This is a genomic window from Bradyrhizobium sp. 6(2017), from assembly GCF_011058295.2.
GTDB classification, from domain to species: Bacteria; Pseudomonadota; Alphaproteobacteria; order Rhizobiales; family Xanthobacteraceae; genus Bradyrhizobium; species Bradyrhizobium septentrionale.
The window spans coordinates 9,763,001-9,780,903 of sequence record NZ_CP049289.2 but is presented as its reverse complement, the minus strand read 5'-3'; the positions used below and the strand labels follow the sequence as shown (position 1 = coordinate 9,780,903).

General features: G+C 65.2%; 14 protein-coding genes and 1 pseudogene. 7 read left to right on the top strand and 8 right to left on the bottom strand.

The features are described 5' to 3' along the window. The first annotated feature begins 219 nt into the window (after positions 1 to 219). Positions 220 to 1,911 (top strand): putative bifunctional diguanylate cyclase/phosphodiesterase, encoded by a 1,692-nt coding sequence (locus G6P99_RS46465; protein WP_035976480.1) that lies wholly within the window; start codon positions 220 to 222, stop codon positions 1,909 to 1,911. A 188-nt stretch (positions 1,912 to 2,099) separates the two neighbouring features. On the opposite strand, the gene G6P99_RS46460 is transcribed toward G6P99_RS46465, so the two are convergent. After that, a complete protein-coding gene (locus G6P99_RS46460) occupies positions 2,100 to 3,554 on the bottom strand; it encodes an acetamidase/formamidase family protein (RefSeq protein WP_029079542.1) in 1,455 nt (484 codons plus the stop codon). Positions 3,555 to 4,137: 583 nt separating this feature from the next. Here G6P99_RS46460 and G6P99_RS47910 point away from each other — a divergent pair. Then, a pseudogene (locus G6P99_RS47910) lies at positions 4,138 to 6,065 on the top strand (acetamidase/formamidase family protein); the annotation flags it as partial. 89 nt (positions 6,066 to 6,154) lie between these two features. Here G6P99_RS47910 and phaR read toward each other — a convergent pair. Continuing rightward, positions 6,155 to 6,742, bottom strand: a complete 588-nt coding sequence (phaR, locus tag G6P99_RS46445) for a polyhydroxyalkanoate synthesis repressor PhaR (RefSeq protein ID WP_029079544.1) — start codon at positions 6,740 to 6,742, stop codon at positions 6,155 to 6,157. A gap of 314 nt (positions 6,743 to 7,056) precedes the next feature. On the opposite strand from phaR, the gene G6P99_RS46440 reads away from it, so the two are divergent. The 3 genes from G6P99_RS46440 to G6P99_RS46430 all read left to right on the top strand — a co-directional run bounded on the left by G6P99_RS46440 (position 7,057) and on the right by G6P99_RS46430 (position 10,290). After that, positions 7,057 to 8,235, top strand: a complete 1,179-nt coding sequence (locus tag G6P99_RS46440) for an acetyl-CoA C-acetyltransferase (RefSeq protein ID WP_029079545.1) — start codon at positions 7,057 to 7,059, stop codon at positions 8,233 to 8,235. A 269-nt stretch (positions 8,236 to 8,504) separates the two neighbouring features. After that, the gene (gene phbB / locus G6P99_RS46435; protein ID WP_029079546.1) at positions 8,505 to 9,230 is read left to right on the top strand and encodes an acetoacetyl-CoA reductase; all 726 of its coding nucleotides are present in this window, start codon (positions 8,505 to 8,507) and stop codon (positions 9,228 to 9,230) included. A 187-nt stretch (positions 9,231 to 9,417) separates the two neighbouring features. Further along, positions 9,418 to 10,290, top strand: coding sequence for a DMT family transporter (locus tag G6P99_RS46430; RefSeq protein ID WP_029079547.1), 873 nt, complete (start codon positions 9,418 to 9,420; stop codon positions 10,288 to 10,290). A gap of 88 nt (positions 10,291 to 10,378) precedes the next feature. On the opposite strand, the gene G6P99_RS46425 is transcribed toward G6P99_RS46430, so the two are convergent. Then, positions 10,379 to 10,813, bottom strand: coding sequence for a cupin domain-containing protein (locus tag G6P99_RS46425; RefSeq protein ID WP_029079548.1), 435 nt, complete (start codon positions 10,811 to 10,813; stop codon positions 10,379 to 10,381). Between the two features lie 12 nt (positions 10,814 to 10,825). Then, positions 10,826 to 11,593 carry a hydroxyacylglutathione hydrolase gene (gene gloB / locus G6P99_RS46420; protein ID WP_029079549.1) on the bottom strand — a complete coding sequence of 256 codons (768 nt, stop codon included), beginning with the start codon at positions 11,591 to 11,593 and terminating at the stop codon, positions 10,826 to 10,828. A 183-nt stretch (positions 11,594 to 11,776) separates the two neighbouring features. On the opposite strand from gloB, the gene G6P99_RS46415 reads away from it, so the two are divergent. Beyond that, on the top strand, positions 11,777 to 12,526 hold the full coding sequence (locus tag G6P99_RS46415; protein WP_029079550.1) for a class I SAM-dependent methyltransferase: 750 nt from the start codon (positions 11,777 to 11,779) through the stop codon (positions 12,524 to 12,526). A gap of 152 nt (positions 12,527 to 12,678) precedes the next feature. Here the strand turns inward: G6P99_RS46415 and G6P99_RS46410 are convergent, their stop codons facing one another. Continuing rightward, positions 12,679 to 13,437, bottom strand: a complete 759-nt coding sequence (locus G6P99_RS46410; protein ID WP_029079551.1) for a DUF4167 domain-containing protein — start codon at positions 13,435 to 13,437, stop codon at positions 12,679 to 12,681. Between the two features lie 469 nt (positions 13,438 to 13,906). Beyond that, entirely contained in the window at positions 13,907 to 14,797 is an 891-nt protein-coding gene (gene prmC / locus G6P99_RS46405) for a peptide chain release factor N(5)-glutamine methyltransferase (protein ID WP_029079552.1), read from the bottom strand. Between the two features lie 106 nt (positions 14,798 to 14,903). Between prmC and G6P99_RS46400 the strand changes: the two genes are divergently transcribed. Then, positions 14,904 to 15,329, top strand: a complete 426-nt coding sequence (locus G6P99_RS46400) for an HIT family protein (protein WP_029079553.1) — start codon at positions 14,904 to 14,906, stop codon at positions 15,327 to 15,329. A gap of 15 nt (positions 15,330 to 15,344) precedes the next feature. On the opposite strand, the gene G6P99_RS46395 is transcribed toward G6P99_RS46400, so the two are convergent. Beyond that, a complete protein-coding gene (locus tag G6P99_RS46395) occupies positions 15,345 to 16,043 on the bottom strand; it encodes an ABC transporter ATP-binding protein (RefSeq protein ID WP_165126858.1) in 699 nt (232 codons plus the stop codon). After that, positions 16,040 to 17,896 carry an ABC transporter permease subunit gene (locus G6P99_RS46390; protein ID WP_029079555.1) on the bottom strand — a complete coding sequence of 619 codons (1,857 nt, stop codon included), beginning with the start codon at positions 17,894 to 17,896 and terminating at the stop codon, positions 16,040 to 16,042. Before G6P99_RS46390 ends, G6P99_RS46395 begins: the two co-directional genes overlap by 4 nt. Positions 17,897 to 17,903 lie beyond the last annotated feature (7 nt).

Below are 17,903 nucleotides of genomic sequence, written 5' to 3'. Positions count from 1 at the left end.
CGCACGCAGACCCGTTGACCGTCATACTTTGGGACGTTGCGTCCCTCCGCAACACCCCCGTGGCAAGGGTCATGCCCGGCATCCCCAGTTCGTTCCCCGGTAGTCGCAAACGTGGTTTCCAGATTATTTATCAACTTCTCCTAGCGTTGGATTCGCCGGAACCACTATCTTGAGGGCGTGCAGAATCACCGGGCGCCGTCCCAAATCGAGACATGTTCGATGCCACCTGTCCCGCCAGCTGCCAGCATCCTCGCCTCGCTCGGCCAGGCAACGTTCGCCTGGGACCTGGCGAGCGACGCGATCGCCTGGAGCGACAATGCGGCGACGGTCTTCCCGGATATCCCAGTCGCTGCGCTCGCGAGCGGCGCCGAGCTCGCCAAGCTGATCGAGCCAATGCGTTCGGTTCGATCAGATGCGCTCGGCCAGGCCGCGACTGTGCGCAGCGGGGAGGGCGTTCCCTACCGGATCGAATATGGCGTGCGCGCCGTCACCTCGGCGCCGGTGATCTGGATCGAGGAGACCGGCTGCTGGTTTGCCGGCGCCGACGGCAGGCCGGCGCTGGTGCAAGGCGTCGTCCGCATCAACAATGAACGGCACGCCCGCGACGAGCAGCTCATGAAGCTGTCGCGGCACGATCCGCTGACCAACGAGCTCAACCGCACCTATCTGATCGCCTCGCTCGCCGAGACGATCGAGGAGTGCGCGCGCTTCCGCACCTCCTGCGCCTTCATGCTGATCGGCATCGATCACCTGGCGCGAGTCAACGATGCCTTCGGCTTCGATGTCGCGGACGCCGTCATCGCCGAGGTTGCGAAGCGGATCCGCGCCCGGCTGCGCAGCGGCGACATGCTCGGCCGCTTCTCCGGCAACAAGTTCGGCCTGATCCTGCGCAACTGCACCGTCGATGACACCAACATCGCGGCCGAGCGCTTCCTCGCCGCAGTCCGCGACGAGGTGGTGCCGACCAAATCCGGCCCGGTGTCGGTGACCGTGTCGATCGGCGCCGTCACCATCCCGCGCCATGCCAGGTCGGCGGAGGAAGCGGTCAATCGCGCCCAGGAGACGCTGGACGCCGCCAAGAGCCGCCGCGCCGGATCGTTCGCGCTGTGGAAGCCGAATGTCGAGCGCGACGCCCAGCGCCGCGTCAACATCCGCGTCACCGACGAGATCGTCACCGCGCTGAACGAGCGCCGTATCGTGATCGGCTTCGAGCCGGTGGTCGATGCGCGTTCGCGGCAGGCTTCGTTTTACGAGTGCCTGGTCCGCATGGAGCAGGACGACGGCCGGGCGCTGCTCGCGCCTGATATCGTGCCGGTCGCCGAGCGGCTCGGCCTGATCCGGATGGTCGATCATCGCGTGCTGGAGCTGGCCATCGCCGAGCTCGCCGCCGCACCTGATGTCCAGCTCAGCCTCAACATCTCGCCCGACACCACGATGGACCCGGACTGGTGGGCCACCATCGAATCGCTGATGCGGGCGCATCCCGGCGTCGGCGAGCGGCTGATCGTCGAGATTACCGAGACGGTCGCGATCCAGGACATCGACGACGTCCGCGGCTTCGTGACACGGCTGAAGAATTTCGGCAGCCGGATCGCGATCGACGATTTCGGCGCCGGCTACACCTCGTTTCGAAATCTGCGCAAGCTCGGCGTCGATATTGTCAAAATCGATGGCGCCTTCGTGCAGAACATCGTGCGCTCGGCCGACGACCGCGCCTTCGTGCAGACGCTGATCGATCTCGCCCGCCGTCTTGAGATCAAGACGGTTGCCGAATGGGTGCAGGACGAAGAGGCCGCCGTGATGTTGCGCGAGTGGGGCTGCGACTTCATCCAGGGCCGCCTGATCGGCCTCGCTTCGCCGGACCGGCCTTGGAACGCACCGGCCGAGAAGGCCGTGCCCGCCGCGGGCTGAGCGGCCGCAAGCTGATCCACAATGTCGGTCGTCATACCCGCGAAAGCGGGTATCCAGCACCGCCGCGCCGTAGCGGTTGGAACTCTGGCGTCTCTGGAATACTGGATCGCCCGGTCCCGTCTACGCCAAGGCTTCGACGCGGCTGAAGCGCGATGATCGGCGGATCGCCGCGCTCCAGATTCTTTCCGTCAGCTATCGCCGCCGGCGAAGATGTCCTTGCGGATCACCGCATGGACGCCCCAATTGCCGTCGACCACCTGGGTGACGCCGAAATCGACGCCGAGCGAGATCAGCGAGATCGCCTCGTCCTCGGTCAGCTTCTTCGTCGTCATCAGGAATTTGCGCATCTTGCGGAAGGCGTCGCGCAGCGCGAGGTCCACCGACGATTTGCTGTAGATTTCCGACTGCGCCTTGGGCCCGAGCTCGTTCAGATAGTTCGCGAAGCTGAAGCCGTGCACCAGCCATTCGTCCTTGGTCTCCAGCATCGGGTAGTCGAGCGCTTCCAGCGCGGTGCCGGCGAGGTCAGCCTTCTTGTGCAGGATGATCTGGAAAGTGCCGTTGAGCGAGCATTCGATCGCGGTGCCGCACAGTTCGGAATCGCCCTGTGAGGCGTGGGAATCGCCGACCGACAGCAGCCCGCCTTCGACCGCCACCGGGTAGTACATCGTGGCGCCCTTGCCGATGCGCCAATTGTCGATGTTGCCGCCGGTGTAGCTCGGCGGGATCGAATCGACGAAGTCGGCTTCCTTGGGCGCGAGCCCGATCACGCCGAAATGCGGGCGCACCGGGATGCGGACGTTCTTCAGGATGCCGTGATTCTCCTTGATCGTCGAATGATCGACCGGGACGCCGGGATAGTCGATCGTCTTGTGCACCACGCCGGACGGATCGGTCTGCGGCGTCCAGGTGAAATTGTAGACCGCGCGCGCCCAGTTGCGTTCGCCTGTCGCGTCGACCTCGTAGATGGTGATGACCTCGCGCGGCTTCGGCTCGGTGAGCAAATCCTTGTAGTGGAAGCCCCACCACGCCGCAGCGTTGCTGCCGAACGCCTTGCCCGGATATTTCGGATTGGCGCAGGGCCGCGGCGCGACGTCGATGATGCGCAGCTCGATCACGTCGCCTTCCTCGGCGCCGCGCACGAACACCGGCCCGGTGCAGATATGCACGCCGAGGCCTTCGCCGGCACCGCGTCCGAACAGCGAGGCATCCATCGGGCCGGCACCGCGCCGGTTCACGCCCTTCTTCTCCTTGGTCCAAAGATACACGCTCTCGACGCCGGGATCGCCCTTGACCATGCGCTCGGCATCGTCATTGGCGTGGTGGGTCAGCGCTTCGATCGTGATGAAGTCGCCGGAATTGATCTCGACGGCCGGCTTCAGCGTCTTGCTGAAATAACCCCAGTGCACGGTGTCGGCAGTCGCCGGCAGATGGTGATAGGCGCGCTGCGCCGGCTGATGCTTCTCGGCAGCGGCCGCCATCTTCGGCGTCACCAGCGAGATGCCGCCCGCGGTCATCGCCGCGGCGCCGCCCGCCGCCGCGAAGCTCGACCGCAGGAACGAGCGGCGTTCCCGGTCGAGCGTCTCCTTGAACTGGCGATGATGCAATTCGAAGTCCGGGCAGTTCTTGTCGTCACCTGCGCACATCTCTGCTCTCCCTTTGGTTCGAAAAGTGAGCGTGAGAGTGCACCGCGCCGCGTCGTCCCGACATGACCGGGCGCGCCCAATAATTTGCCGGTGCGCGTGCCTTCTCCGCTGCGTGAGAGCGCGTGCAAAACGTCTGCCGCAGCCGCCTTTGTTTCGCGGGATGGCGGGCGTGGTCAAGAATTCGGACGCATGGGGTCAAGTTGCGCTGCGTCCGCGCCGGCCGAGGAACCCATGTCGCCCGCTGCACGAAGGCTGGGCAATTCGTGCCACCGCAACACGCTTGCCGCCCTCCCGCAATCGGTGCACGCTGTCTTCACGGCTCTGTGACTGGAAGGCCGCGGTGCGGCGGCCTGGAGGGGTGATGGTCGCGACGACCTACCGGGTTTCGGTCGATGCGATCCCGCGGCAAAACCGGCGGGAGGTCTGGCGCGAAGCGCTGTCCGGTTTGCGGCTCGATTGTGAATTGCCGGAGGGCCCATTCCAGTTCGGCGAGTTGAGCGCAAAGCGTTCGACCAGCGGCGCGCAGCTCGCGCTGCTACGTTCGACCGAACAGCAGATCGTCTGCAACGGTCATGCGGCATCGCCGGCAATGCCGGCGATGGTCGCCATCATCTTCCATGCCAGCGGCCGCGGCAGCATCACATCCGGGCAACGCAGCTGCGAGTTCGCCGACAACGACGTCTCGGTGTGCGACCTGCAATCGCCCTGGCGCATGACGTTGCGGGAGGATTTCGAAATCCTGCTGCTCGAATTGCCGCGCGAGCGGCTGTTCGGCCGGCTCGGGCACAACCGCCTGCGTCTGCCGACCGTGCTCGGAGCGACGATTGCCGCCGCTTCCGTCCGTCCAGTGATGCGGACATTGGGCGGCAATTTCGCGGTCCTGGACAAGGCCGATCTCGCCACGGCTGAGGTTGCGGTCACGGAGCTCGTCGCCGGCGCGCTGCTCGGCGAGACCCGGCTCGATGCCGAGACGATGACGCAGGTCCAGGCCGGCCATCTACGCCGGGTCGATGCCGCGATCGAGGCCCAGCTTGGCAATGCCAGCCTGACGATTGCGGATATCGCGCGCCAGGAGGGGCTCTCGCAGCGTTATCTGCAACGGCTGTTCGAGCGGCAGAACACGACATTCTCGGCCTATGTGCGCGAGCGGCGGCTGGAACGGTGCTGCGGCTCGCGCCGAGCCAGGCGGCTCGCGAGAGCGTCGCGCGGCAAGAGCCGGTCCTGCCGGTTGAGCCGCCAGCGGCACCGCCGGACGCGTCACATCACCATCTCAAGGTGTCCAGGGAGACCGCGCATTGGGGCTATCTCAGCCGCGCCATTCCGCCTGTCATGCGCGTGCAGTCGGGCGCGCTGGTGACGATCGAGACGCTGACCCAGCACGCCTTCGACGACCATGAGCGCATGATCAAGGGCGATCCGGGCGCGGAGAGCGTGTTTCACTGGACCGCCGAGGGCAAGGCGATCGAACGGCGCGGTGCCGGTCCGATGGACGGTTCGATCTTCGGCCGCGGCGCCGGTGAAGGTTTTGGCGTGCACATCTGCACCGGCCCGATCCATGTCTGCGGCGCGGAGCCGGGCGACGTGCTCGAGGTGCAGATCCTCGATATCTGGCCGCGGCCTTCCGCCAATCCAGCCTTCGCCGGCAAGTCGTTCGGCAGCAACGCTGCGGCGTGGTGGGGCTTCCAGTACAACGACCTGATCGATCCGCCGGCCAAGCGCGAGACCATCACGATCTTCGAGACCGATGCGCAGGCGGAGTGGGCCCGCGCGGTCTATTCCTATCGCTGGACGCCGCAGACCGATCCGTTCGGCGTGCGCCACCCCACGATGGATTACCCGGGCGTGCCGGTCGATCACGCCATCGTCGAGAAGCAGCCGGGCGTGCTGGCCGGCGTGCGCATCCCGGCACGATTGCATTTCGGCTTCATGGCCGTGGCGCCGCGCGAGTCCGACATCATCGATTCGATTCCGCCCGGCTATTTCGGCGGCAATGTCGACAATTGGCGCGCCACCAAGGGCACCACGCTCTATCTTCCGGTCGCCGTGCCCGGCGCCCTGTTTTCGATCGGCGATCCGCATTTCGCGCAAGGCGACGGCGAGATCAACGGCACCGCGCTGGAGCTTTCGCTCACCGGCCGGTTTCGCCTCGTCGTGCACAAGCGCGGCCAGGCCGCCAAGCCGCAGGTCGAGGGACTGGCGCACCCGCTGCTGGAAACGCCGGAGGCGTGGATCCTGCACGGCTTCAGCTACGGCAATTATCTGCGCGAGCTCGGCCGCAACGCGCAGTCGGAAATCTACCAGCGTTCGTCGGTCGATCTCGCGCTGCGCAATGCGTTCCGCGCGACGCGCAAATTCCTGATGGAGTGCTACCGCCTCAGCGAGGACGAAGCGCTGGCGCTGATCTCGCTCGGCGTCGATTTCGGCGTCACGCAGGTTGCCGACGGCAATTGGGGCGTGCACGCGATCGTGCGCAAGAGCATGTTTGGCGAAGCCGCAGGCAGCTGCGCCTGACGGCGGCCAGAGGCGCCGTCAGGATTTCGCGAAGCCAGGATTCGCAAGGTAACGGCGGCCGGTCGGTCCGGCCGATCGGCGATAAGGACCTACTCGTCCTTCTTCGGCGCCGACATGCGCTCGAGGCGTTCCTGCATGTCCTTCATCTGGCGGCGCAGGTCGTCGATGTTGCCGTTGTCGGCCGCAGGCTCCGGCAGCTTCTCGGCTTCAGTTCCGCCGCGCTGCGGCACGAACGGCTTGAACATCGAGAAAGTCTGCTGGAACAGCTCCATATTGCGGCGGACCTGTTCTTCCAGGGGGGCAAACGGCGTACCGCTCAGGGCGCCCGCGATCTGCTTGCGAAATCTCTCCTGTTCCCGGGTCAGCTGATCGATCGACTGCTCGAGATATTTCGGCACCACCATCTGCATGCTGTCGCCGTAGAAGCGGATCAGCTGGCGCAGGAACGTGGTCGGCAGCAGGTTCTGGCCGGCCTTGTTTTCCTGCTCGAAGATGATCTGCGCGAGCACGGAGCGGGTGATGTCGTCGCCGGTCTTGGCGTCATAGACGAGGAAATCCTCGCCTTCCTTCACCATCGCCGCGAGATCCTCGAGCGTCACATAGGTGCTCGTACCGGTATTATAGAGCCGCCGGTTCGCGTATTTCTTGATCGTGGTCGGTTGTTCAGATTTTGCCATGGGCTCTCACTTCAACACCGAAGAACCTGGAACCCGAACGGCATCGCCGCTGGGCTAAATGCAACGCATCGCAGCAAAGGTAAGCATTTTCAAAGCGGTTCGGCTACCGTTTTGTGCGGCACGGTTAATCTCAAAGCAAAGGGATTGCTCAGGAAAGTGCCAAGAGCGTCATTTTGAGTGCGTCGCGGCGCGATTTGCGTGACAGTTCGATTGACATGTCCCAACGAGGTTTACAGGATAGCCGTCAAGAGACAGGCCCGCCAGACCGGCCGCCCGCCGTCGAGAAACCCAGCTACAACCAATAGGAGATGTCCATGTCAGACGATGTCGTCATCGTCAGCGCCGCCCGCACCCCCGTCGGCAGCTTCAACGGCGCGTTCGCCACCACGCCGGCCCACGACCTCGGCGCGATCGCCATCAAGGCGGCGCTTGAGCGTGCCGGCGTCGAGGCCGGTCAGGTCTCCGAAGTCATCATGGGCCAGATCCTCACTGCCGCCCAGGGCCAGAACCCGGCCCGCCAGGCCTCAATCGCAGCCGGCATCCCGGTGGAAAGCCCGGCCTGGGGCGTCAACCAGCTCTGCGGCTCGGGCCTGCGCACGGTTGCGCTCGGCTACCAGGCGCTGCTCAACGGCGATTCCTCGGTTGTCGTCGCCGGCGGCCAGGAATCCATGAGCATGGCCCCGCACGCGCAATATCTGCGCGGCGGCGTCAAGATGGGCGGCCTCGAGCTGATCGACACCATGATCAAGGACGGGCTGTGGGATGCCTTCAACGGCTACCACATGGGCAACACCGCCGAGAACGTCGCCAAGCAGTACCAGATCACCCGCTCGCAACAGGACGAGTTCGCGGTCGCCTCGCAGAACAAGGCCGAGGCGGCGCAGAAGGCCGGCAAGTTCAAGGACGAGATCGTCCCGGTCACGATTAAGAGCCGCAAGGGCGATATCGTGGTCGACACCGACGAGTATCCGCGTCATGGCGCCACGATCGATGCGATGGCCAAGCTCCGCGCGGCCTTCGAGAAGGACGGCACCGTCACCGCCGGCAACGCCTCGGGCATCAATGACGGCGCCGCCGCCGTCGTGCTGATGACCGCCAAGGAAGCCGCCAAGCAGGGCAAGAAGGTGCTCGCCCGCATCGTCTCGTGGGGCCAGGCCGGCGTCGACCCCAAGATCATGGGCACCGGACCGATCCCGGCGTCGCGCACCGCGCTGAAGAGGGCCGGCTGGAACATCGCCGATCTCGACCTGATCGAGGCCAACGAGGCGTTCGCCGCGCAAGCCTGCGCCGTCAACAAGGACCTCGGCTGGGATCCGGCCAAGGTCAACGTCAATGGCGGCGCGATCGCGATCGGCCATCCGGTCGGCGCGTCCGGCGCGCGCGTGCTGGTGACGCTGTTGCACGAGATGCAGAAGCGCGACGCCAAGAAGGGCCTCGCGACGCTGTGCATCGGCGGCGGCATGGGCATCGCTATGTGCGTTGCACGCGACTGAACAAAAGGCAGCGAGGTCGGTTAGGTGATGAAAAGATCATCTGTCAACCGCGGCGCGAGCTGATAAACATGATGCCCGGCTTTGTGCCGGGCATTTTTGTTTCGAGAGCATGATCCGGAAAAGTGTGAAGCGGTTTCCCGAAAAGATCATGCTCAAAAAAAGGGAGCTAAAGCGCGATGACAATTCAACCTAATCTCATCGCGCTTTGTTGAGTGAGTGCGAAGACCGGAGCAATCCGGTTATAAAAGACGGCCAAGGAGGAAACGGACATGGCACGTGTTGCATTGGTGACGGGCGGAACGCGGGGCATTGGAGGCGCGATCAGCAAGGCGCTGAAAGCGGCGGGCTACAACGTGGCGGCGAGCTACGCCGGCAATGACGCCGCGGCGGAGAAGTTCAAGGCGGAGAGCGGGATTCCCGTCTACAAGTGGGATGTCTCATCGTTCGACGCTTGCGCGGCCGGCGTGAAGCAGGTCGAGGCCGATCTCGGCCCGGTCGATGTGCTCGTCAACAATGCCGGCATCACCAAGGATACCGCATTCCACAAGATGACGCTGGAGCAGTGGAATGCCGTGATCAACACCAACCTCGGCTCGCTGTTCAACATGACGCGCCAGGTGATCGAGGGCATGCGCGCCCGCAAGTTCGGCCGCGTCATCTCGATCTCCTCGATCAACGGCCAGAAGGGCCAGTTCGGCCAGGTCAACTACTCCGCGGCAAAGGCCGGCGATATCGGCTTCACCAAGGCGCTGGCGCTGGAGAACGCCAAGGGCGGCATCACCGTCAACGTGATCTGCCCGGGCTATATCAACACCGAGATGGTGCAGGCGGTGCCGAAGGACGTGCTCGAGAAGAACGTCATCCCGCAGATCCCGGTCAACCGGCTCGGCGAACCCGAGGAGATCGCGCGCGCCGTGGTGTTCCTCGCCGCCGACGACGCCGGCTTCATCACCGGCTCGACGCTGACCATCAATGGCGGCCAGTATCACGCCTGACGCGACAAGCGTCGTCGCGTCGCAGGCGTTCTATCAATGAAGTCGTCATGCCCGGGCTTGTCCCGGGCATCCACGTCTTGAAACTCGCGGCCAGGAAGACGTGGATGGCCGGGACGCAGGCGAGCGGGAGCGACGCCGTCCTTCGGACGGCTATGCCCGGCCATGACGGAGAGACCTCCCGAGCAAGATGACGACCCGTACTGCCACCCTTGTCGGACTGACCGCCATCCTGATGTGGTCGCTGCTGTCGGTCATGACGGTCGCGACCGGCAAGATCCCGGCGTTCCAGCTCGCCGCGATGACCTTCGCGATCGGCGCCGCAGTCGCGTTCGCAAGCTTCCTGTTCCGTCCCGCAGCCTTCGGCGCATTGAAGCAGTCGCCGATTGCCTGGGTCGTCGGTGTCGGCGGGCTGTTCGGCTATCACGCGCTGTACTTCCTGGCACTGCGTTTCGCGCCGCCGGCCGAGGCCGGCCTGCTCAATTATCTCTGGCCGCTGTTGATCGTGCTGTTCTCCTCGCTGCTGCCGGGCGAGCGGCTTGCGATCCATCACATCGTCGGCGCGCTGCTTGGTCTTGCCGGCACCGTGCTGCTGTTCGCCGGCAATACCGGCGCCTTCACGAGCGAGCAGATTCCAGGTTTCGCGGCGGCCTTCGTCGCGGCGTTCGTCTGGGCTGCCTATTCGGTGATGTCGCGCCGGCTCAAGGCTGTGCCGACAGATGCGGTGGCGGGCTTCTGCCTTGCGACCGCGGTGCTTGCCGCGCTCGTGCACATGATGGCGGAGACCACGGTGTGGCCGGCAACGCCGCTGCAATGGCTTGCCGTTGTGGCGCTCGGCATCGGTCCGGTGGGGGCTGCGTTCTTTGCCTGGGACATCGGCATGAAGCGCGGCGACATCCGCGTGCTCGGCGCCGCATCCTACGCCACGCCACTGCTCTCGACCGCGTTCCTGATCCTCGCGGGTTTTGCCAAACCGAGCGCCAACATCGCGATCGCCGCGATCCTGATCGCCGGCGGCGGCCTGATCGCGGCCAAGGATATGGTGCTGAGAAAAAGAATGTAGGATGGGTAGAGCACAGCGAAACCCATCATCTCGCCGCGTGGATAAAAGTTGATGGGTTTCGCTGCGCTCTACCCATCCTACAAATGCCTTACGACGCCGGCTCCCAGCCCTTCGGCGCCAGCTCGAATGTCGCGAACTCGAATGCCGGCGCGACGGTGCAGCCGACCAGCGTCCAGTCGCCGCTGCTTTCAGCGGCCTGCCAGGCGTTCGCCGGCACGATCGCCTGCGGTTGCTCGCCGCTGATGACGTCAGGCCCGAGCGTGATCGCATGCGGCGGCTCGCCGTCCTGCGCGATCCGCACGGTTAGCGGCGCGCCGGCGTAATAGTGCCACATCTCGACTGCGTCGATGCGGTGCCAATGCGAGCGTTCGCCGCGCGCCAGCAGGAAGTAGATTGCAGTCGAGCGGGCGCGCCCATTGGCGTCACAATTCTCGTCGCGAAACGTCTCGCGATAATGCCCGCCTTCCGGGTGCGGCTTCAGGTCGAGCCGTGCGATGATGTCGGCAGCCGAGAACTTAGACATCAAGGTCGGCCATCACGACTTGTTCTTGCGCTCGCGGAGCTCGCCGAACACCTGGGCCGGATCGGCGCCCTTCATGTGCAGCTTGGCCGCGACCACCGGCTCGTCGGCGCGCAGGAACACGTTGGCCTTCTTCTCGTCGCCGAGCAGCACGGGTATCGTCGGCTTGTTCTCGGCGCGCAGCCGCGTCACTTCCTCCGCACGCGCCTGCAAGGCTGCGTTGTCGGGCTCGATGGTGAGCGCGAATTTGACGTTCGATGCGGTGTATTCATGGCCGCAATACAGACGAAAATCGTCCGGCAGCGAGCGCAGCTTCAAAAGCGAATCCCACATCATCGGATAGCTGCCTTCGAAAACCCGCCCGCATCCGATCGAGAACAGTGTGTCGGCGGCGAACACCGCCTTCTCGCCGTCGAACACATAGGAGATATGGTCGAGCGTATGGCCAGGGGTCTCCACCACGCGCGCGAGCAGGCTGCCGACCTTGATCACGTCGGCATTGGCGGCGCGCAGGTCGACATTGGCGATCTTCGCCGACTTATCGTGCGGGGCGACGACGCGGCAGCCAAATTTCTGCTTCAGCTCGGCGACGCCGCCGACATGGTCGCCATGGTGATGGGTGATCAGGATGTCGGTCAGCGTCCAGCCTTCGTGCTCCAGCGCCTTGATGATCGGGCCGGCCTCCGGCGCGTCGATCGACGCCGTTGCCCCGGTCGCGGGATCGTGGATCAGATACCCGAAATTGTCGGTGAGGCAGCTGAAGGTGCGAATCTCGGCGGTCATGATATCTCCACGAACAAACGGGACGGACAGGTCAGAGCATGATGTTTCGAAAAGCCGGTGCCCACGCTTTCGGATCATGCTTTTAACGCGTCCAGTATAGGGGTGAAATATGGCGTTAACGCTCCGGCGGCAACGCAAATTTCCGCGCTCCCCGGCAGCAGGGGGCATGTTAGGCTAGCGGCCATGGACGTCATCGACCTGCGCGATTTCTATTCGCAGCGCCTCGGCATCGTGGCGCGGCAGCTGATCAACCGCGGCCTCCGTGCGCGCTGGCCGAATGCGGAGGGCCAGCGTGTGCTCGGCCTCGGCTATCCGACGCCCTATCTCGGCCTGTTCCGTGAGTCCTGCGAGCGCTGCATCGCCTTCATGCCGGCGGCCCAGGGCGTGCTGAAATGGCCGACCGGGCGGCCGGCGCTGGCGACCCTGATCGACGAATTCTCGATGCCGCTGCCGGATGCCGCGGTCGACCGCGTGCTCCTGGTGCATGCGTTGGAGATGTCCGATGATCCGGAGCGGCTGCTGCGCGAGGTGTGGCGGGTGCTGTCGCCGTCGGGGCGGCTGATCGCGATCATCCCGAACAGGCGCGGCGTCTGGACGCGCACCGATGCAACGCCGTTCGGCCATGGCCGGCCCTATTCGCGGGCGCAGATCACGCAGCTGTTGCGGCAGACCTGGTTCACGCCGACGGCGTGGGGCGAGGCGCTGTTCATGCCGCCGGTTCAGGGCAGCTGGTTTCTGCGCTCGGCGATGGCGTGGGAGCGGGTCGGCGCCGCGCTGTCGATGCCGTTCGCCGGCGTGCATATCGTGGAGGCGAGCAAGCAGGTCTATCGCGCGATCCCTGCCCGCCGCGAGCGCACGCAGCTGATCCCTTCATTGCGGCCGGTGCTGGTGCCGTCATCGACGGCGACGCGCAAATCCATTCACCCGGAATAGAGCGTTTTCGAGCGAAGTGGATGCCGGTTCGCTCGGGGAAAACGCGTCAAAATAAAAAGCTGGAGCTTCGGTTCTGATTCAATCAGAACCGAAGCTCCAGTGACGCGATTTATTCACCCTCCCCGCGAAGGGAGGATGGGAGATCTTCAGGGTTATTCGTTGCCCGGATTGAAGTCGTCGCTCGGCGCGGGCTGCGCGGCGATGTCGGCGCGCGGGCCGTGCGGGCGGCGGCGGCGGCGCGGGAAGCGTTCGCTACGTTCGCCGCGTTCTGCGCCGCCATTGCCTTCAAAGGCGCCGTTGACTTGCGGCTGCGCGCCACCGGTGATGAACGAGGGCAGGCGATCGACGCCGCCGGCATCGGCCAGCACGGGCTGCGGCTGGTTCGGCGGCTGCGGCTGATATTGCGGCTGCGGACGATGCTCACGCTCGCGGTGCTCGCGTGGCTGATGCTCACGCTCGCGCGGCGGCTGCTCGCGCTGGTACGGCGGCTGGCCGTTCTCGCGGATGAAGGGCTGTTGCTGCTGGGGCACGAAGCCCGGCTCCTGGCCGAAGCTCGAATAGCCGTCGCTGTCGTCGTCGCTGTCGTCGGTCGCGATCGGCTCGGCGTCGGGGCGCGGTTGCTGCTGATTCTGCCTGAACTGCTCCTGCGCCGCTGCGATGATCCGGTAGTAATGCTCAGCGTGCTGGTAGTAGTTTTCAGCCGCCACCGGGTCGCCGGAGGAGCGCGCATCGCGCGCCAGCTGGACGTACTTCTCGGCCACGTGGGAGGCCGTGCCGCGGATCTTGATGTCGGGTCCGTTCGATTCGTACACCCGTGTCAGGGGATTCTGGCCGCGCCGGTTATTGTTGTTGTTGTTGTTATTGTTGTTATTCCGGTTGCGCATCCGCTTGTTGTTCTGACCGTTTCTCATCTGTCGCCTTTTATTCCAGCCCTGAAGTTATTGCAGTCCACAGTCCGATTCTCAGAGTCCGATTCGGCGCGCGCCTAGGCGCACGGAATCGCAATACCGTCCGAAGTGGCTTCGATCTCGCCGACCATCTCGTTCAGCAAAGTCGCGTTCAGCAAAGACGCGTTCCCCAACCGCCGCCAGCGGATCTCGCTAGCGACCAAATCATTGCGCCCGTTGAGACAGGCCCAGTTCTCGTGCGTAAGTCTTCAAGCGCAATAACGGGCTTTCGTTCGCTTGGCGGTCGAGAGCAGCACAGCTTTCAGCTATTGCGCTCAATGTGACCTGCGTTCCTGGAACCTTTCGATCGGCGGGCTCTGCTGAACCCTGGTCATCACCCGTAACGATTACGGGGCCAGCACCGATGTTGTGCCCGGAACGTAGTCGTTCCCGGGAGATATTCCAAGAGGTTTTTTTGCGTTCCAATAGGACTTTATCGGGGCAGCCGGCGGGCGGAAACGGCCCTCGGAACGCCCCCGAGATCGGCCCTGGGCGGCCCCGTTGGGGATAACCCGGACGCCGTCATCAGGGCTTCAACGTCGCTGCTCTGGCCCTGCCCAACCTCCACAACCAGAAGTCCGTTTGAGGTCAAAAGACCCGCAGATTGCGAAATCAGCGCGCGGTAGGCGTCGAGCCCGTCGGCACCGCCATCGAGCGCCGCGCGGGGATCATGCTCACGCACCTCGACGTCGAGGCCGGCGATGTCGGCGGAGGGGATGTAGGGCGGATTGGACACGATCAGGTCGAACACGCCGGTCAGCCCGCTGCCGTAATCGCATTTGATCCAGGTCGCGCGATCGGCAAGTCCGAGCTCGGCGGCGTTCCGGCTCGCGGTCTGCAATGCCTCCGCCGAGATGTCGGTGGCGAAGCCATGCGCGTTGGGCAGTTCCGAGAGCAGCGCCAGCAGGATCGCGCCCGACCCGGTGCCGAGATCAGCGATCCGCAAGGCGCGGCCGGCGGTGCCGTCGGCGCGCAGCAGTTCGAGCGCGCGCTCGACCACAGTCTCGGTGTCGGGGCGCGGCACCAGCGTCGCGGCGGAGAGCTGCAGCGGCAGTCCCCAAAATTCCTTGCTGCCGAGAATGCGCGCGACCGGCTCGCCGGCGAGGCGGCGCACTGCGAGGCGCTCGAGGCGATCCGCTTCGTCAGGGGTCAGCGGCTGCGCTGCCGACGTGATCATGCCGGTCAGATCGAGCCCCAGTGCGGCGCCGACCAAGAGCCGCGCATCGAGTTCGACGGCGTCGCTGCCGGCCGCCTTGAGGCGCGCGGCGAGCGCGCGCCGGGCGCTCTCGACGGTCTGGCTGCCATGTCCTGCTGATGCGCTCATCGCGCGTTGTTAGCCGATGGTCGATGCGGCGTCGATATCACTTGCACCCCGTGCGGCCGGCGCGCACGGTCGGCGCCTAGAACGCATCGATCCGGAACGCACGACCATGACGGGCTATGACGACCAGAACATCTTCGCCAGGATCCTGCGGGGCGAGGTGCCGAGTTTCAAGGTCCATGAAACCGACCGGACCTTTGCCTTTCTCGACATCATGCCGCGGTCGCCCGGACATACGCTGGTCATTCCGAAAGCGCCCGCGCGCGGAATCCTCGACATCGCGGAAGACGATCTTGCCGCCGTCGCGCGGTCGGCGAAGCGCATCGCCGTCGCCGCGATGAAGGTGTTCTCCGCTGATGGCATCATCATCCAGCAATTCAGCGAACCCGCCAGCGGTCAGGTCGTCTTCCATTTGCATATGCATGTGATGCCGGTGAAGGCCGGCGTCGCGCTGCTGCCCGCCCAGACGCGCAAGGAGGAGATGGCTGTGCTCGCCGATCATGCCAAACGCATGATCGCGGCGCTTGCGAGCTGAGCGGAGCGGCGCGGGTTAGACCCCGAGATAGCGCTGCAGGACCTCTGGCTGCGCCTTGATCTCCTGCGCGGGCCCTTCATGGACGATGTGTCCATTGTTGATGATGGAAATGCGCTGCGCCAGCGCGAGCGTTGCGGCGAGGTTCTGCTCCACCAGCACGATGGTCTGTCCGGCCTCGGCCAGATCGCGGCACGCCTTCATCAGGTCGCGCACGATCACCGGCGCCAGTCCTTCGAACGGCTCGTCGAGCAGGATGATCTTCGGATCGCGCACCAGTGCGCGCGCGATCGCCAGCATCTGCTGCTCGCCGCCCGACAGGTCAGTGCCGCGATTGCTCCGCCGCTCCCGGAGCCGCGGGAACATCTCGTAGATGCGGGCGAGCGGCCAACGCTGCGAGGCGGTCAGGCCGGCGATCACGAGGTTCTCCTCGACGCTCAGGCTGCCGAAGATGCGGCGCTCCTCATGGACCAGCTGCATGCCGGCCTGCGCGATCTTGTGGCTCTTCCTGCCGGATATCTCGACACCGTCGAACATCACCGAGCCGCGACGCGGGGTCACCACGCCCATCAGGCTCTTCAGCGTCGTGCTCTTGCCGGCGCCATTGCGGCCGAGCAGCGCCACCACCTCGTTGCGCTCGACCCGCATCGAGACGTCGAACAGGATGTGCGAATCCCCGTAATAGCTGTTCAGTCTATTGACCTCGAGCAGGCTCATGCGGCGAGCACTCCATGCACGCCGCCAAGATAGGCCTCCTGGACGGTCGAATTGTTCTTGATCTCTTCCGGCGTTCCCTCGACCAGTACGCGGCCCTCCTGCAGCACGGTGACGCGCTCGGCGAGCTCGAACAGCGCATCCATGTCGTGGTCGATGATGATCATGGTGCGGCCCTGGCTGATCGACTTCAGCAGCTTCACGGTCTCGACGCGTTCGCGCGGGCTCATGCCGGCCAAGGGCTCATCGAGCAGCAACAGGCTCGGCGACGTTGCCAGCGCCAGCCCGATCTCGAGCCGTCGCTTCTCGCCATAGGCGAGCTCCGACACGGGCGTATCGGGCCTCGAGGTCAGATTGACCAGCTCGAGCGTCTGCTGCACGCGCTCGGACAGGCCGGGGATGCTGTCGATGCTGCGGAACAGATCGAGCTTGAACTTGCCGCGAAGCCCCGACAGCGCCGCGATCACCAGGTTCTCGCGCACCGTCAGGCCGGCGAACAGCTGGTTGACCTGGTAGCTTTTGGTCAGGCCGAGCTGACAGACGTCGGTGACGTTCATCCCGGTGATGTCGCGGCCGCCAAATACGATGGTGCCCGAGGTCGGGTGGACCTCGCAGGTCAGCATCTTGAAGAAGGTCGATTTGCCGGCGCCGTTCGGGCCGATGATGCCGCGCAGCTCACCATGATTGACGGTGAAGTCGATATCGCTGTTGGCGAGCAGGCCGCCATAGCGCTTGGTCAGGCCCCGGGCCTGGAGGATCGGACCGGACGGATTGCTGTCCGTGCGGGGTGGGGCGGGCATCGGTGCGGCGGCGGCCGCGGCACGCCGCTCGCTTGTCACAGCGACAGTCTCCGGCGCGCTCTCGTCCGGCTCGCTCGTGCGGCGCGGTCCGGTCACGAGCCGGTAGAGATCGGCGAGGCCGCCGATGATGCCGCGGCGCAGGAAGCAGACCAGCAGCACGAACACGATGCCGAGCACGAGCTTCCAGGCCGCGCCGAGCCCGAGTGCCGCCTGCAGGAAGTCCTGCAGCGACAGCCAGACCGCGGCGCCGACCAGCGGCCCGAACAGCGTGCCGCGGCCGCCGATCGCCGTCTGCATCACGAGCTGCCCAGAGGTGTCGAAGGTGAACGCGTCGGGCGGCATGAAGGCCTGCAGCACGCCCAGCAGGCCGCCGGCAAATCCGGCATAGGCGGCGGCGATCACGAAGGCGGTCAGCTTGTAGCCGTGGATGTTGTGGCCGACCGCGGTCGCGCGCAGCGGATTGTCCCTGATCGCGTTGAACACGGCGCCGACCGGCGAACGCACGATGCGTAGCGCGATCACGACGCCGATGAAGTAGCACAGCGCCAGGAACTGGTAGAGCGACCAGCCGGTGGTGAAGTGCAGCGTGGTGAAGCCGAGATTGAAGCTCGGGGTCGGCACGCCCGGCAGCCCGTTCTCGCCGCCGGTGAAGTCCGACAGCGGATTGAACTCGACGAAGAAGAACACCTCCGCGATCGCCACCGTGATCATGGCGAAGTAGATGCCGGTGCGGCGCAGCGCGATCAGGCCGATCAGATAGCCCGCCGCGGCGGCCGCGATCATGCCGATGACGAGCGCGAGGACGACGTTCGGGAAGCCGGCGCGGGTCAGCAGCCATGCGGCGACGAAGCCGCCGGTGCCGTAGAAGGCCGATTGGCCGAACGACAGCAGGCCGGTGAAGCCGAACAGGATGTCGAAGCCGAGCCCGAACAGGCCCCAGACCAGGATCCGGTTCACCGTGTTGGGTGCGAAGCCGAGCCACGGCAGCACGAAGGGCGCGGCGATCAGGCCGGCGGCCGTCAGAAACTCGATCAGGTATGGGCGCTGTTTCAGCATTTAAAAA